This is a genomic window from Novosphingobium sp. B 225 (assembly GCF_002198665.1).
GTDB lineage: Bacteria > Pseudomonadota > Alphaproteobacteria > Sphingomonadales > Sphingomonadaceae > Novosphingobium.
Genome location: NZ_MWLM01000064.1, coordinates 26,543 through 41,595, shown reverse-complemented (window position 1 = coordinate 41,595; position 15,053 = coordinate 26,543). Strand labels below are relative to the sequence as shown.

Sequence of the window (15,053 nt, the reverse complement as noted above, 5' to 3'; positions counted from 1 at the left end):
AGCGCGCCATGATCCTGAAAGACAAGGTAGTCATCATCACCGGTGCAGGCCCCGGCATGGGCCAGGCGATGTGCCGGGGCGCGGCGGCAGAAGGGGCGAAAGTGGTTGTCTCCGCGCGTTCAGTCGATGCGATCAACGCGCTGGCCGCAGAGATCAACGCGGCGGGCGGACAGGCGATTGCCGTGCCTTGCGATGTGTCGAAGGACGATCAGTGCAACGCCCTCGCCCAGGCCGCGATCGCCAAATGGGGCCGGATCGACGGCATGGTCCATTCCGCCTATTACCACCCCGACTGGGGCAGCATCATCGACCATTCGATCGATCAGGTGCTGATGGCGCTCGATGTGATCGCGGTTGGCGGGCTGCGCATGGCCAAGGCGGTGGTGCCGCAAATGAAAGCGCAAGGCAGCGGCTCAATCGTCAACATCTCCACCCTCGCCACGCGCAAGCCGATGCCCGGTGAAGGCGGCTATGCCATGGCCAAGGGCGCGATCAATCAGCTGACCCGCCAGCTGGCGGTGGAACTGGCCGGAACCGGCATCCGCGCCAACACCGCACTGATGGGCTGGATGGACGGCGTGCCGCTCGACCAGTTCTTTGCCTCGCAGGGTGAAGCGGGCGAGGCATTCCGTAAACAGCGCGCGAGCGAAGTGCCGGTGGGCCACATCCCGCCCGACAAGGACTGCGCCAAGGCGGTCTATTTCCTGCTGTCGGACTATGCCAGCGAGGTCACCGGCGCGATGCTCGACGTCAACGGCGGCGATTGGGTCGCGGCGTGATGACCGATCCCGCGCAGGCATGGCGCGATTACTGCGCCAGGCTCGCCGATGCGGGTGCAGTGATCCTGGCCGAGGACGTTCCCGCCGATCCACTGATCCGCACCGAGGGCTTCCGCTACCTCGCCCGGCTCAGCAAACTGGCGCTGGAACAGTATGTCGAAGCCAGCGATCCGGACTTTCCGTTCTTCTACCAACTGAGCCACGAGACCGGGAAAATCGGCGCGGATAACCCGGACAATGAATACTGGAACGCCTCGATTTCGGGCAGCAACGATTACCGCATCACCGGGCGGCGCGGGTCGATGTTCTATTTCTCGATCGTCGCCAACGCGATGCGCTATCACATCGATGGCAGCGCTCATGCCACCGGCAGCCTGATGAGCGATGAGATCGCATGGGGCCCGGACGGCGTAGTGGAAATCATCGCCAGCTGCACCCCCCAACCTGGCAAGAACTGGCTCAAGCTGGAACCCGACGCCAGCGTGATCATCATCCGCCAGTCCGCACTGGACCGCGCCACCGAACGCGGCGGGGAGTTTCACATCGAGCGGATCGGCGGCCCGGCGGTCCCCGCCCCGCTCAGCGCGGAGCGGCTCAGCGCGGGTCTGGCGGCATCGGCGCAGTTCGTGAACGGCGTCGCCCAGACCTTTGCCGACTGGACCCGGCTGTTCCGGCAGCACCCCAACCAGTTCCCCGACATCGACCAAGCGATGTTCCAGAAAGGCGGCGGGGCCAAGGACATCTATTACGCCCATGCCTATTGGCAGTTGGCCCCGGACGAAGCCTGGGTGATCGAAGTGACACCGCCGGACTGCTATTACTGGAACTTCCAGCTCGACAATTGGTGGATGGAAAGCCTGGACTACCGGTTCCGGCAGATCACCGTGAACAAGCATTCCGCGCGGCTGGAACCGGACGGATCGCTGCGGATCATCTGCGCCGCGCGCGATCCGGGAGTCGGCAACTGGATCGACACCTGCGACCACCGCGAAGGCACTGCCCTGCTGCGCTGGGCCGGAGCGAGCGAGCATCCACTGCCGAACGCCCGCGTGATGAAACTGGCGGAATTGGAGGAAACCCATGCTTGACTGGATGAAGGCCGCAAAGACCCTCGCCGAAGACCCCGTAATGGGTTTCGATCCCGATGCCGTCACCCGCAGCGAAACGGTGGAGATCAACGCCCCGGCCAGCGTGGTCTGGCAAGTGCTGACCGATCTGCCGCGCTACAACGAATGGAACCCGTTCTGCATCCGCGCCGTCTCCACGCTGGAAATGGGGGCGGCGATCGAGATGACCTTGATCAGCTATGCCACCGCGGGCGGACCGACCGTGCCGAACCTGGAATACATCTGCGGGTTTGAACCGGAAAAGCTGCTCAGCTGGGAATTCCCCAACCTCGATTTCTGGCCCTACCCCGCGCGGCGCGATCAGGTGATCGAGGCGACGGGCCCTGCCAGTTGCCGCTATTACAGCACCGACGCCTTCCTGGGCGCCAACGGCATCCACGTGTTCCGCTTTGCCGGCCCGTGGATCAAGCGTGCCTTCGACGACAGCGGCATTGCGCTGAAAGCCCGCGCCGAAGCGCTGCATGCCGCCGCTTGAGGCCCGCCTGCAAGCGCTGGAAGACCGCGAGGCGATCCGCGATCTGATCGCCCGCTATGGCCCGCTGGCCGACAGCGGCGATGCGGATGGGGTGGCAGGCTTGTGGGCAAAAGACGGCAGCTATGCCGTGCAAGGCTTTGCCGATGCGGCAGGGCGCGATGCGATTGCCGGGCTGATTTCCGGCCCGGTCCACCAGCAATTGCTCGCCGATGGCTGCGCCCACCTGCTCGGCCCGGTGGCGATCGAGCTGAGCGGCGATGCAGCCACGGCGCGCGGGCATTCGGTGGTGCTGCGCTGGACCGGGCAGGCGTTTGAAGTCCACCGCGTTTCCGCCAACCGCTGGCAACTGACGCGCGGTTCGCATGGGTGGCAGGTAACACTGCGCGAAAATGCCCTGTTGCAGGGTGACGCAGCGGCGCGGGCGCTGCTGGCGCGGTAGCATTTCCCGGCCAATCAATACTTTCCACGCGACACAGGCCCAGCCGCATGTCATCCTGACAACATGGATGGGGAGAAAAAGGCAACGCTGGCGGTTGTCGCGTTGATCGTATTCATCGATTCGCTGGGGGTGGGATTGATCCTGCCGGTCATGCCGCGCCTGATCGGAGAGATCACGCATTCCGGGCTGGGCCAGGCCGCGGAATTCGGCGGGCTGCTGCTGTTCAGCTATGCCGCGATGCAATTCCTGTTCGCACCGGTGATCGGCGGACTGAGCGACCGGTTCGGGCGGCGGCCGGTGCTGCTGGTCACCCTGTTCCTGCTGGGGATCGACTATCTGGTGATGGCCGCAGCCCCCACTCTGGGCTGGCTGTTTGCCGGGCGTCTGCTGTCCGGATTGATGGGTGCAACCTGGGCAGCGGCGAACAGCTGCGTGGCCGACATGATCGAAGACGATAATCGCGGCGGTGCCTTTGGCATGCTGGGCGGCGCGGGGGCGGCAGGGTTCCTGCTGGGGCCGGTGGTAGGCGGGCTGGCGGGCGAATATGGCACGCGCGTGCCGTTCCTGTGCGCCGGTGCGCTGGCATTGATCGGGTCGCTGCTGGGCCTGTTCCTGCTGAAGGAAACGCTGCCGCCCGATCGCCGCCGCCAGTTTGACCCACGCCGGGCCAATCCGCTCGGTTCGATCCTGCAGATGGCGCGCACGCCGTTCGTGCTGAAATGCCTGGTGGTGGTCTTCTTCATGCAGCTGTCCGCCCAGGCGCAGTTTTCGATCTGGGCCTATTGGGGCGAATTGCGGTTCGGCTGGACCCCGGCAATCAGCGGGCTGACCGTTGCGCTGTACGGCTTCATGCTGGGGCTGTTTCAGGCCATGCTGACCGGCAAGGCAATCGCACGGTACGGCGCAGTGCAAACGGCGCGCTGGTCGCTGCTGCTCGGGCTGCCATCCTATGCGCTGCTGGCATTTGCCGGATCGACCGCGACGGTGCTGGCGGCGATTGTGGTCGGCGCGGCGACGGGCATGACTTTCCCTGCGCTGCAGGCGCTGATGACGGCGCGGACCCAGCGCGATGCGCAAGGCGAACTGCAAGGCGCGATCGCCAGCACAGTCAGCCTGACATCGATCATCGGGCCGGTCCTGATGACCCAGATCTTCGCGCGCTTTTCGGACAGGACGGGGCTCTATCTGCCCGGTGCACCCTATGTGCTGTCATTCGCTTTGCTGAGCGTGGCAATCGTGATCCTGTGGCGAACCTTGCGCAGCAGCGCGCGCTGAACCGCGCGCCCTTGCACCGGCCCGCGCTTCGCGGCACCATCGCCGCCATGCTGCGCGCCCTGCCCCTTATCGCCCTCGCTTTTGCCGCCCCGGCCTTTGCCGATCCGGTCTATGTCCATGCCGGGCGGCTGATCGATCCCGAAACCGGCCAAGTGCTGACCGACCGGATGCTGCGCGTGGAGGCAGGCAAGGTTGCCGCCGTAACCCCCTGGGCCCCGCCCCCGCCGGGCGCTGAAGTGGTGGACTGGTCGGCCTATACCGTGTTGCCTGGTCTGATCGACATGCACGTCCATCTGGCCGATGTGGAGCAGAGCGCCAATGTGGCAGAGCCCCTGCTGCACAGCGAGGCGGATATTGCGCTGCGCGGCGCGGGCCATGCCCGCAAGACGCTGCTGGCAGGGTTCACCACGGTTCACGATGTTGGCTCGTTCCGCGCCTTTGCCAATGTTGCGCTGCGCGATGCGGTCGCCCGCGGCGATGTGCCGGGCCCCCGGATCGCGGCGGTCGGCGCCTATGTCACCGTGCCGGGCGGCGGGGGCGAAGTGACCGGGCTGTCCCCCGACATCGCCGTACCCGCCAGCTTCCGCGCCGGGGTGGCGAGCGGCCCGGCGGAAGTGACGCAGAAGGTCAACTATCTGCTGCAGAACGGCGCGGATTCGATCAAGCTGATCGCGACCGGCGCAGTGCTGGCGCAAGGGACCGAACCCGGCGCACAGGAAATGAGCGAGGAGGAAATCCGCGCCGCCGTGCAGGCCGCTGCCGCGCGGGGATCATGGGTTACTGCCCATGCCCACGGTGCAGAGGGGATCAAGGCCGCCCTGCGCGGCGGTGTGCGCGGGATCGAGCATGCCAGCCTGATCGACGATGCAGGCATCCAGCTGGCCAAGGCCAAAGGTGCCTATCTTTCGATGGATATCTACAACGGTGATTTCATTGCCGAAGTGGGCAAGCGCGACGGCTGGCCGGCCGACATCCTGCGCAAGAACGACGATACCACCGAAGCCCAGCGCCAGGGCTTTGCCAAAGCGGTCAAGGCCGGGGTCCGGATCGCCTTTGGCACCGATGCCGGGGTCTATCCCCACGGGCTCAACGCGCGGCAGTTCAAATATATGGTCCGCTTTGGGATGACGCCGCTGCAGGCGATCCAGTCTGCCACCACGGTTGCGGCGCAGATGCTGGGCAGGAACAACGAAGTCGGCGCGCTCAGCCCCGGCCACTGGGCGGATATGATCGCGGTGCGGGCCGATCCGCTGGCCGATATTTCGGCGCTGGAACGGATCGACCACGTGATGAAAGGCGGCGTGGTGGTGCGGTAAGGCTAGCACCCCCCACCCCGGTCTTCACCCGGATTTGAGGACGAGTGAGGTTTTCGAGCTGTTATAGCTGCAGTCCGTGCGGTCTGGATGAGCGTGGCTGCGTTCAAAAAAGCAGTGAACGGTGTGCGCGAAGTCCGCCAGCAGCCGGTCCCCGCGCACCTCGCACTTGCCGCGATAGTTGACGACTTGACCGTTCATGATGCCGTCAAGCTCCGCACTCTTGCTCGTCGCCCGCAAGGTAATCGTCCCTTCGAACTGCCCGGTCGAACGCGGGTGCCGTCCTTTGACTTCAATCCTGACGCTGGTCGGTCCGAAAGCGAGAAATTTGCCGCCGCCTTCCACGTCCTGATCGAAACTGAATTCGCGGCCGCTAGCAGTGCCTTCCCCGAAATAGCGCGGGAAGAAAATCTTGTCGCTTTTTGCTGCTTTGGGCATCGCATGTCTCCAGTGGTCAGTCAGGCAGATGCTGCGCGAAATCGCGGCCCGTGCAAGTGTGCAATTGTCACGTTCCGGCACCCGAATGCCGCGGCTTGCGCTAGGCCGCTTGCCAGAAAGGCAGGTGCATTCGGTTCGGATCGCAGCGGTACGGCAAGGCCGCTTCACCTGGAAAAAGTAGGGTTACCTGACATTTAACTGAATCATAAGGCAATTTCCCTATCGCTGCGGGCGAGGCTGCCCGACTGTGAAATTGATCCCTTCGTTCAAGAAATTGCTGGCTGTGCTGGCCGCCTTGCTGGCGGCGCTGGCCTTTGCCGCCCCGGCAGCGGCCGCCAATTGCAACTATGCAACTTCGCAAGGGGCCACCGGGCCTGCCAACTGGCAGACCTATTGCTGGCTCGACCTGAGCGGATACAGCGACAGTACCGCCCGTTCGGGCAGCGGCCAGAACTTCAGCTATACCCTGCCCGATGGCACGACCATGACTTTCAACATGAAAGTTTCCGGGGCCGCTGTCACCGGTGCGGCATCGCCTTCGTGGAGCGGGGCGGCGGTGGGCAATACCGCATTCCTGGGAATTGCCGGGCGCCCGGTGCTGTACCAGACCGCAGCAGGCACCACGACAGTGCAGATCACCGGCATCACGCTGACCCCGCCATCAGGTTCCAGCGCGATCACATCCTATATGTTCGTGGCGGGCGATGCGGAAAGTTCGAACGGCGGGGAATCGCTGACGTTCCAGACCAACGGTGCCAACTGGGTCCAGCTTGATCAGGTCGGGCCAACCAGCGGATCGACCTATCCCACCATCGCCGGGGTTGGCACTTCGACCGTGACCACCACCGGGGTCGGCGGGACAGTGGGTGCCTATATCTTCGGTTCGGCCACCCCCACCGCCGTGACCAGCACTTTGGTTGGCAGCGGCCTGCAAGGGGCGATGTTTGCGGTTCGCTTTGCTTCGATCCGGCTCAACCTGCAGATCGCCGGAGCGCGTGTACAGGCCGCCGATCAGTTCAAATTCGACATCAAGGCAACCAGCAGCGGCAGCGTGCTGGCCAGCGGCACTTCGACCGGCACCGGGCTTGGCCCCTTCACTGCGGCCGCCTTGTCGAGCAGTTCGGCGCTGCCGCTGACCCTGACGCAGGCCATGGCCAGCGGCAGTTCCAGCGGGCTTGGCCAGTACCAGTCAAAGCTGAGCTGCACCAATTCCGCCGTGTCCAGCACAGCGCTGCCCACGAATGTGGTGACCACCGCATACAACTTTGGCACGCTGCAATTTGGCGACAACGTGCAATGCCTGTTCACCAACACGCCCTATCCGCATCTGCAACTGACCAAGGCGCTGGGTTCGACCGGGCGGCAATATGCCTCTGACCAGTTCGTGATGTCGATCGCGCAGGGCACCACCACGCTGTCCAGCACGACCACCACCGGCTCCGGCTCAACGATTGCCACGGGTTCAACTGCGCTGCTTCAGGTCAACGCCGCAACCGCCTATCGCCTGGGCGAGGCCGGGGCGGGTGCCACCAGTCTGACGCAATATATCCCCGCGATGAGCTGCACCAACAGCTGGACGGCTTCGACCACCACCCTGCCCGGCGGGGCCGTGACCAGCGGCACGATCACGCCCCGGATGGGCGATGTCATCCGCTGCACGATCACCAACACCAAGCGCGGGACCAACGCATCGCTAAGCGTGACCAAGCTGTCTTTCCCGGTATCGGATCCGGTCAATGGCACGGCCAACCCGAAACTGATCCCGGGGGCCGTGGTCAATTACATGCTCAGCGTGGCGAACACCGGACCATCGCCGGTCGACAGCAATTCGGTTGTGCTGATCGATAGCCTGCCGGCGCAGATCGCGGTCGGCACGGCGGCTTCGCCGACTTTCACCCAGGGCAGCGTCAGTTCCTCGCTGACGTTCAACAGCGCCACCGACATTCGCTATTCGAACGCGGCGACGGCGCCTGCCTCGTTCGCGGCCTGCACCTATTCCCCCACCGGCGCCTATGACAGCGCGGTGCGGTATATCTGCATCAATCCCAAGGGAACCATGGCGGGATCCACCGGCACCCCGCCCAGCTTCAGCATCAGCTTCAATTCGCGGATCAACTGAGCGGGCGGACTGCGGCTACATCCCCGGCAGTTTGAACCCCGGCGGCAGGCCCATGCCCTGCTGCATCCGGGCCATTTCCTGCCCGGCAACATCATCCGCCTTGGCGCGGGCATCGTTGAAGGCGGCGGCGATCAGGTCTTCGAGGATGCCTTTGTCCGCAGGGACCAGCAGGCTGTCATCAATCGCCACGCCCACGATCCGCCCCTTGGCGGTGGCGCGGATGGTGACGAGGCCGCCGCCGGCCTTGCCCTCAACCTCGATCCCGTCGAGCTTGGACTGGCTTTCGGTCATCTGCTTCTGGATGGTCTCGGCGGCAGCCTGGGCGGCCTTGATCATCTCTTCCATCGACTTCACGCGCGGTTTCTCCAGCTTTGGCCATCGCGCCCGCTAAGCTGGGCTTCGGCCTGTTCATCAAGCAGTTCGGCCCCCGGAAAGGCCGCGAAAGTGGCTTCGACCAATGGCGAGCGGAGCAGCGCGGCCTTGGCCTCGCCTTTCGCCGCTTCAGCCTCTTCGCGCAGGGTCGGGCGGCCATCGCCTTCGCCGCGGGTTACCTGCCAGCGTTCGCCCGTGGCGCGCAGCAAGGCATCGCGCAGCTCTGCGCCCATGTCCCCGGTAAAGCCGGGGGCCACGGCATAGAACAGTTCGCCCGGCTTCAGATCGATCACCCGCACCCAATCGTGCATCAATTGCGCCACGCGCAGCTGGCCCGACTGGTCAACCCGTTCGATCAGCGCTTTCCAGTCCTGCGCCAGCGGCGGCGGAGCCATGGCGGCTGGTGCTGAGGCGGGGGTTCCGCCCGCAGGCGCGGCAAAGGCTGCCCCGCCCTGCGCCGCCAGCTCTTCCAGCTTTTTCACCAGCGCGCCGGGATCGGGCATGTCGGCGGCGTGGAGCACGCGCAGCAGCGCCATCCTGGCCGCGACCAGCGGATCGGGCGCGCTTCGGACCTCGTCATGGCCTTTCAGCAGCAATTGCCACAGCCGGTGCAGCTGGCCCGGGGTCAGGCCCTTGGCCCAGTCCTCAATCGCGGCCTTTTCCTCCGGCGCGATCGCGCTGTCATCGCCCTTGCCCAGCTGGGCAACGGTGACGCGGTGCGTCAGTTCCATCGCCCCGCGCAGCAAGGCCAGCGGCTCCACCCCCAGCGCAAACTGGTGGTCGATCAGTTCCAGCAGCCCGGCCCCGTCCCCGGCCAGCACGGCGGCGAACAGGCGGCGCTGGACCGACTTGTCCGCCAGCCCCAGCATTTCACGCACTTGCGCCGCCGAAACCCGGCCATCGCCGCCAAGGTCCGCATGGGCAATCGCCTGATCGAGGATCGACAGGCCATCGCGCACCGATCCTTCGGCAGCGGCGGCAATCATCGACAGCGCCTCGGACTCGGCCGTAACGCCTTCCTTTTCGCAGATCGCGGCAAAGTGATCCGACAGCAGCGCCGCCGGAATCCGCCGCAAGTCAAACCGCTGGCAGCGGCTGAGCACCGTGACCGGCAGCTTATCCACCTCGGTCGTCGCGAACAGGAACTTCACATGCGCGGGCGGTTCCTCAAGCGTCTTGAGCAAGGCGTTGAAAGCATTGCGCGACAGCATGTGAACTTCGTCGATGATGTAGATCTTGTAGCGCGCCGAAACGGCGGCATAGCGCACCGCCTCGATAATCTCGCGCACGTCGTCCACGCCGGTATGGCTGGCGGCGTCCATTTCGATCACGTCGATATGGCGGCCCTCGGCAATCGCGCGGCACGGTTCGCACTGGCCGCAAGGATCGATCGTCGGCCCGCCCTGCCCGTCCGGCCCGACGCAGTTGAGCGCCTTGGCAATCAGCCGCGCGGTAGAGGTTTTGCCGACCCCGCGAATGCCGGTCATCAAAAAGGCATGGGCCAGCCGGTCCCGCCGGATCGCATTGGCCAGCGTCTGGACCATCGCGTCCTGCCCGATCAGCTCGGCAAAAGTCTGCGACCGGTACTTGCGCGCCAGCACGCGGTACGGCTGGGCCGGAGCAGCGGAGGCCACAGGCGGCGGCGCGGGTGCGGGTTCCGGCGCGGCAGGCGCCCCGCCAAACATCGATTCCTGCCCCGCCGCTTCCAGCTCAGCCGCGCTGGGGCCGTCGTCGTCCTCGGGCTCATCGCCATAGATGTCGGGGGAATCGTTCATTGCGTCCCAAGTTAGGAGGTCCGAGGCCGCTTGTCGAAGCCCTTTCAGCCCGGGTCCAATTTCCTCAGCCACGAGCGCAGCGCTCCGGCACGCGCAGGCCGGTATGCCCCAAATTTTCAAAACGAAGGAAAGGAGCCGGCCGACCCGCCGCTATTCCGTTGTGGCTGCTTCCTTCCGGACCTGACCAGGTTGGCGGAGGCAAGCGTCCGACCGACTCCCGCGCGGGCCTATGGCGAGCTTGTCGCGTTTGCGCAAGTCTGTTGGCGGCGAATCGGTCTATTCAACCCCTCGACTCGTCTTTCAGGCGATTCATCCAGCCCTTCCCTACCCAGGGATGGGTGAGGCGGGCGTCGCCGGTTGCTTCACAGCGCGACCCAGGCAATCGACGCGCCCGCCTCTTTCCCGCTTTCAGTCCAGCTTGAGCCGACGCAGCTCGCCGTCCAGCGCGGCGTTGATCCGATGATTGGCCGCAGCGCGCTGTGCCATATCGCGTTGCAGCGAACCGAACATGGCCAGGCCCGCCTGGCACAATTTCCTGCCGTCCTTGGCCGCTTCGGCTTCGATCATCAGATTGATTGAACCCAGCGATTCTTCCAGTTCATCCACTCCCGGTGGCGGCTCAGTCAGGTTCCAGATCTGCTCCATGCTGAGCCCGCCTGCGGTGCGCAGCTTCCATTCCAGCCAGGTCTTCAGGCGGCTTTCAAACTCTTCCTGATCTCCCACCGGATCGCGCAGATCAAAATGGCGTTCGAGCAGAGGGCCGATTTCGCGGGAAGATTTGGTACTGGAAAAAGCCGCGACCAGATCAGGCCGCGCGCAGATCGCCGGGTCCGGCAAAGTGAATGGAGCCACCGGTGCGGCTGGCGGAACCGGACGCGGGCTGCCCGGCAGCAGATCACCATCGCGTTCGCGCGCATCGATTTCCATCAGGGCCAGATCGCCGCAACGCAACATCTGGATTCCCGACGTATCGTATTCGATGACCAGAGTGCGGTTGCCCACAGTCTTTTCGACCATCGTCTGGTCCATCGCCGAAGATGATTTCAGCTTGCGATGATCCACCGGACGCCAGCCAGCGGCCAACAGCGCCGCGTCCACACTTTCGCGCCACGCTTGATTGATCGCGTCGTCCGGGCTCGGCTTGCGCCATTCAACCGCGTAAAGCTGATCCGACCAGGCGGTGAACTGCGCCTCACCCTCACCCAGCGGGCCGTCGCTTTCCAAAGCGCGCAAGGCCGCCGCATCCTGCCCCTTGCGCTCCACGCCAAAGGCCAGCCCCGCCGGGCCGCCCACCGGGCAGAGAGCGGCAATGTCTGGCGCAGCCGGGGCCGGATTAGCCCAAGCGACCTGGGGCATCGCAGCCCCGGCCAGAACCAGCGCCGCCAGAGCGGTCCGCATCAGCTTACCGGAAATTGTCAGCGTAGCTTTGCAGCTTCAACCGGCGCGGGGGCACGGCGTGCACTTCGGCAGCGATACCGTATTTGTCGGCATAGGCCTGCGCATCTTCAGCCGAATCGAACTTCAGCGTGACCTGGCTTTGGGTATCACCCGAACCGGTCCAGCCCATCAACGGGTCCGCCGTGCGCGCCTCTGACGGCGCGAATTCGAGGATCCACTGGCCAAGCAGTGCCTTGCCGGACTGCATGGCGTTTTTCGGGCGCTGATAGATACGTGCGGTCATGCCTCGCGCTTTCGGGCGAAACGGCGCGGGAATCAAGGGGGGTTGTGGGCTTGTGCCCTGCCTGCTGGTGCGGCGATGCCGGGATAGTTCGCGCAGTTCGTCCACCTCCGCGGACGTTCTGGCACATGATAGATCAGATTAGTTCACGCAGAGGCGCAGAGGAAGAAAGGGAGGCGCGAAGATGTTGCTCCGCGCCGCAGGCGCCGCTTACACTCCCGACCATCCGTTTCGCGCGGTGCTGGAGAAGAAATGCGGCTGCGCCGCCAGCGCTACCCCTCTGCGCCTCTTTTCTTCCTCTGCGTCTCTGCGTGAACTATTCCCCCCTTGCCTCCACTGCGCCCAGTTCGAGCGCATTCTGGCTCCATTGGCCAAGCAGGGCCTGGCCAAAAAATGCCTGCTGGTGCGGCGGGCTCTGAATGGTTCACGCAGAGGCGCAGAGGAAGCAAAGAGGAGCAGAGGCTGTAGCGCTGGCGGCGAAGCCGCGTGTAACTCCCCTGTCAGCGCCAAGCGCAAGGCAAAGGGAAGAGAGCCTGCGGCGCGGCCAGAACCCTCTGCGTCTCCCCTTTCTTCTCTGCGTCTCTGCGTGAACTATTCCGCCCTTGCCGTCACCGCCGCCCCCGCTCAAACGCATTCTTGGTTTTCAGGCTGGGGTCCTCCCGCCAGGGCTCATCCGGCCAGCGGTGTTTGGGATAGCGGCCCTTCATGTCCTTCACCACATCGCGCCACGATCCGCGCCAGAAGCCGGGCAGATCGCGCGTGGTCTGGAGCGGTTTGCCGCCCGGGTCGGTCAGCTTGAGCAGTAAGGGTTGCGGCGGCTGGCCGAACATGGGGTGGCGTTCCAGCCCGAACAGTGCCTGCACCCGCAGTTCCACCGATGGCCCGCCGGGATCGTCATAATCGATCGCATGGCTGGTTCCCGCCGGGCTGGTGAACTGCGGCGGGGCCAGCTTGTCGAGCTGGGCTTGCGCAGCATAGTCCAGCCGCGCGCGCAGGGCTTCGTGCAGTTTTCCCGGTGGCAGTGCATCGATCCGGCGTTCGAGCAGCGGGGCCAGCCACTGTTCCAAATCGTCCAGCAGCGCCTGATCCGCCAGCGCCGCGACCCCGGCATAGCGCGCACGCCGCAGCAGGGCGTGGCTGGCGGGCGAGAATGGCAGCAAGTCCAGCCCATCGCCGCGCACCCGTTCGCACAGGAACAGCCGCAGCGCCTGCGGATCGGGCGCGGGATCGGGGCCGCGCGCCAGCGTGACCGCGCCGATCCGGCGTTCGAGCAAAGCCTCTACCCGGCGTTCGTCCGCCACCCAGCGCAAGGTGGAGCGCCGTTCGATCCGGTGCGCGAGCCAGCGGGTGATCTCACCCTCGGTCAGGGCAATCGCCCCGGTGATCCGCGCGCCCTTGGCCTCGCCCTGCGCTTCACCCACCGCCAGCCATTCGGCGCGGACCAGCGGGCTGGCGGGATCAAGCCGCAGCCCCCTGCCCCCGGCGGCGAGCCATTCCTCACCCGATGCCGAGCGGCGGCGGGACAAGTTGTCCGGGAAGGCTTCGGAAAGCAGGATTGCGAGCGGAGGATGGTCCGTGTCGCGCCGCTGCACCAGTCCGTCAGCCGCCCGCGCCCACCGCTCCGCCAATTTGCGCGACGCTTCCGCCCGCCCGGAACGATCCGAATTCCACCGATCGAGCCGTGCGGCCAGATCATCTCCGCGCCCGCCCAGGGCGCGTTCCTGCAGCAGCAGGGCCAATTTTGCTGCATCCGCTTGTGCCCCATGCTGCGCAGCATAGAGCAGCATGTGCGCAGGCCGCGGGTCCATCGGCAGTCTGGCCACGGCACGCCCATGATCGGTAATCCGGCCCGCTGCGTCCAGCGCACCGAGCGCCTGCAGCAGCACCTTTGCTGCAGCCAATGCTGCACCGGGCGGCGGATCGAGCCAGGGCAGCGCGGCGGGATCACCCGCGCCCCATCCGGCCAGCGTCAGCAGCAGCGGGGCCAGATCGCTGGTCAGCATTTCCGGCGGATCGAACGGCGCGCGGCCCGGATGCGCCGCCTCTTCCCACAACCGGTAAGCCACGCCCGGCCCCTGCCGCGCCGCGCGGCCCGCGCGCTGGGCAGCGGCGGCCTGACTGGCGCGGTGGGTGACGAGGCGCGTCACCCCGGCGGCCTTGTCAAACTCCGCCCGGCGCGACAGCCCGGCATCGACCACCACCGACACGCCATCCAGCGTGAGCGAGGTTTCGGCAATCGCCGTGGCCAGCACGATCCGTCGCCGCCCTTGCGGGTCACGCCGGATCGCCGTGCGCTGGGCCTGGGGTTCGCATTGCCCGTGGAGCGGCAGGACCAATGCAGCAGGCAGCTTTTCCGCCAGCCGTTCGCGCACGCGCTCAATCTCGCCCACGCCGGGCAGGAAAGCCAGCACGTCGCCCTGTTCCTCGCGCCAGGCGGTCAGCACCGCGCTGGTCATCGCGTCCTCGATTCTCAGGTCAGGCCGCGCGCCCAGCCAGCGCAGTGTCAGCGGGTGGGCCTTGCCCGCGCTTTCGATCACCGGCGCATCCCCCAGCAGGCTGGCAAAGCGGGTGCCGTCAATCGTCGCGCTCATCACCACCAGCCGCAGGTCGGGGCGCAGCACCTGCTGGCTTTCGATGGCGAGCGCGAGGCCCAGATCGCTGTCGAGATGGCGTTCGTGCGCCTCGTCAAACAGCACGGCGCTGGTGCCCGCCAGTTCGGGATCGCTGGCGATAGTCGCGACGAAAATCGCCTCGGTCATCACCAGTACGCGGGTGCGGGCTGATCGCTTGCTGTCAAGCCGGGTGAGATAGCCGATGCTCTCGCCGCAGGGTTCGCCCACCTGTTCAGCCATCCGCTCTGCCGCCGCGCGCGCCGCTACCCGGCGCGGGCTGAGCACGATTACGCTGCCGCTGCACCATGGCTGATCCAGCAGCGCGGGCGCGACCGCCGTGGTCTTGCCTGCCCCCGGCGGCGCAATCAGCACCGCGCCGCTGCCTGCGCGCAGGGCGGCAAGCAGGTCTGGCAGGACGGCGTGGATCGGCAGCGGTTCGGTCACGCCTTTGGCTCTAGCGCAGGGATTATCCCTCCGTCACGTGCTTCGCGTGTGAATTCAGGAATGGCGGGGGATTTGGCTGTCCGGCAATCCCGCTCCATTCTTGCAAAGCGCAAATGGGGCGGTAGCAGTGCAAAGCGTTGACGGAGCGGCCAATCGCGCACCCTCGGAAAACCATTTTCCTACATCGCGCCGGAATGTCAGACTCGC

The 15,053-nt window shown here is 65.8% G+C and carries 13 protein-coding genes and 1 other RNA gene; 7 read left to right on the top strand and 7 right to left on the bottom strand.

Features of this window, described 5'->3' with window-relative positions:
- The first annotated feature begins 8 nt into the window (after positions 1–8).
- From MNBBLIKP_RS12695 to MNBBLIKP_RS12670, 6 genes are all read left to right on the top strand, one after another.
- Positions 9–779, top strand: coding sequence for an SDR family oxidoreductase (locus MNBBLIKP_RS12695; RefSeq protein ID WP_088310629.1), 771 nt, complete (start codon positions 9–11; stop codon positions 777–779).
- Positions 779–1,867 (top strand): DUF1214 domain-containing protein, encoded by a 1,089-nt coding sequence (locus tag MNBBLIKP_RS12690; RefSeq protein ID WP_088310628.1) that lies wholly within the window; start codon positions 779–781, stop codon positions 1,865–1,867. The genes MNBBLIKP_RS12695 and MNBBLIKP_RS12690 overlap by 1 nt, the downstream gene beginning before the upstream one ends.
- Positions 1,860–2,381: an SRPBCC domain-containing protein gene (locus MNBBLIKP_RS12685; protein WP_088310627.1), complete on the top strand. Its 522-nt coding sequence runs from the start codon at positions 1,860–1,862 to the stop codon at positions 2,379–2,381. Before MNBBLIKP_RS12690 ends, MNBBLIKP_RS12685 begins: the two co-directional genes overlap by 8 nt.
- Positions 2,368–2,820 carry a nuclear transport factor 2 family protein gene (locus MNBBLIKP_RS12680; RefSeq protein WP_088310626.1) on the top strand — a complete coding sequence of 151 codons (453 nt, stop codon included), beginning with the start codon at positions 2,368–2,370 and terminating at the stop codon, positions 2,818–2,820. The genes MNBBLIKP_RS12685 and MNBBLIKP_RS12680 overlap by 14 nt, the downstream gene beginning before the upstream one ends.
- Positions 2,821–2,883: 63 nt before the next feature.
- Positions 2,884–4,095: an MFS transporter gene (locus MNBBLIKP_RS12675; protein ID WP_088310625.1), complete on the top strand. Its 1,212-nt coding sequence runs from the start codon at positions 2,884–2,886 to the stop codon at positions 4,093–4,095.
- Positions 4,096–4,142: 47 nt separating this feature from the next.
- Positions 4,143–5,411 (top strand): Xaa-Pro dipeptidase, encoded by a 1,269-nt coding sequence (locus MNBBLIKP_RS12670; protein WP_088310917.1) that lies wholly within the window; start codon positions 4,143–4,145, stop codon positions 5,409–5,411.
- A gap of 24 nt (positions 5,412–5,435) precedes the next feature.
- Here MNBBLIKP_RS12670 and MNBBLIKP_RS12665 read toward each other — a convergent pair whose 3' ends face one another.
- Entirely contained in the window at positions 5,436–5,846 is a 411-nt protein-coding gene (locus MNBBLIKP_RS12665; RefSeq protein WP_140420600.1) for a hypothetical protein, read from the bottom strand.
- Between the two features lie 247 nt (positions 5,847–6,093).
- On the opposite strand from MNBBLIKP_RS12665, the gene MNBBLIKP_RS12660 reads away from it, so the two are divergent.
- Positions 6,094–7,965 (top strand): CshA/CshB family fibrillar adhesin-related protein, encoded by a 1,872-nt coding sequence (locus MNBBLIKP_RS12660; RefSeq protein WP_254913037.1) that lies wholly within the window; start codon positions 6,094–6,096, stop codon positions 7,963–7,965.
- A 15-nt stretch (positions 7,966–7,980) separates the two neighbouring features.
- Here MNBBLIKP_RS12660 and MNBBLIKP_RS12655 read toward each other — a convergent pair whose 3' ends face one another.
- The 6 genes from MNBBLIKP_RS12655 to hrpB form a co-directional block, all read right to left on the bottom strand.
- On the bottom strand, positions 7,981–8,319 hold the full coding sequence (locus tag MNBBLIKP_RS12655) for a YbaB/EbfC family nucleoid-associated protein (protein WP_088310623.1): 339 nt from the start codon (positions 8,317–8,319) through the stop codon (positions 7,981–7,983).
- The gene (locus tag MNBBLIKP_RS12650; protein WP_088310622.1) at positions 8,316–10,112 is read right to left on the bottom strand and encodes a DNA polymerase III subunit gamma/tau; all 1,797 of its coding nucleotides are present in this window, start codon (positions 10,110–10,112) and stop codon (positions 8,316–8,318) included. The genes MNBBLIKP_RS12655 and MNBBLIKP_RS12650 overlap by 4 nt, the downstream gene beginning before the upstream one ends.
- 125 nt (positions 10,113–10,237) lie before the next feature.
- Positions 10,238–10,333, bottom strand: an RNA gene (gene ffs / locus MNBBLIKP_RS12645) — signal recognition particle sRNA small type.
- A gap of 187 nt (positions 10,334–10,520) precedes the next feature.
- Positions 10,521–11,510: a hypothetical protein gene (locus MNBBLIKP_RS12640; RefSeq protein WP_088310621.1), complete on the bottom strand. Its 990-nt coding sequence runs from the start codon at positions 11,508–11,510 to the stop codon at positions 10,521–10,523.
- A gap of 4 nt (positions 11,511–11,514) precedes the next feature.
- Positions 11,515–11,793 carry an ETC complex I subunit gene (locus MNBBLIKP_RS12635; RefSeq protein WP_088310620.1) on the bottom strand — a complete coding sequence of 93 codons (279 nt, stop codon included), beginning with the start codon at positions 11,791–11,793 and terminating at the stop codon, positions 11,515–11,517.
- A 605-nt stretch (positions 11,794–12,398) separates the two neighbouring features.
- Positions 12,399–14,846, bottom strand: coding sequence for an ATP-dependent helicase HrpB (gene hrpB, locus MNBBLIKP_RS12630; RefSeq protein WP_088310619.1), 2,448 nt, complete (start codon positions 14,844–14,846; stop codon positions 12,399–12,401).
- Positions 14,847–15,053: the final 207 nt, after the last annotated feature.

Bases quoted from the DNA above. Each gene is read 5' to 3' on its own strand.
- MNBBLIKP_RS12695 (WP_088310629.1), top strand. From the start codon at position 9: ATGATCCTGAAAGACAAGGTAGTCATCATCACCGGTGCAGGCCCCGGC.
- MNBBLIKP_RS12690 (WP_088310628.1), top strand. From the start codon at position 779: ATGACCGATCCCGCGCAGGCATGGCGCGATTACTGCGCCAGGCTCGCC.
- MNBBLIKP_RS12685 (WP_088310627.1), top strand. From the start codon at position 1,860: ATGCTTGACTGGATGAAGGCCGCAAAGACCCTCGCCGAAGACCCCGTA.
- MNBBLIKP_RS12680 (WP_088310626.1), top strand. From the start codon at position 2,368: ATGCCGCCGCTTGAGGCCCGCCTGCAAGCGCTGGAAGACCGCGAGGCG.
- MNBBLIKP_RS12675 (WP_088310625.1), top strand. From the start codon at position 2,884: ATGGATGGGGAGAAAAAGGCAACGCTGGCGGTTGTCGCGTTGATCGTA.
- MNBBLIKP_RS12670 (WP_088310917.1), top strand. From the start codon at position 4,143: ATGCTGCGCGCCCTGCCCCTTATCGCCCTCGCTTTTGCCGCCCCGGCC.
- MNBBLIKP_RS12665 (WP_140420600.1), bottom strand. From the start codon at position 5,846: ATGCCCAAAGCAGCAAAAAGCGACAAGATTTTCTTCCCGCGCTATTTC.
- MNBBLIKP_RS12650 (WP_088310622.1), bottom strand. From the start codon at position 10,112: ATGAACGATTCCCCCGACATCTATGGCGATGAGCCCGAGGACGACGAC.
- MNBBLIKP_RS12640 (WP_088310621.1), bottom strand. From the start codon at position 11,510: ATGCGGACCGCTCTGGCGGCGCTGGTTCTGGCCGGGGCTGCGATGCCC.
- MNBBLIKP_RS12635 (WP_088310620.1), bottom strand. From the start codon at position 11,793: ATGACCGCACGTATCTATCAGCGCCCGAAAAACGCCATGCAGTCCGGC.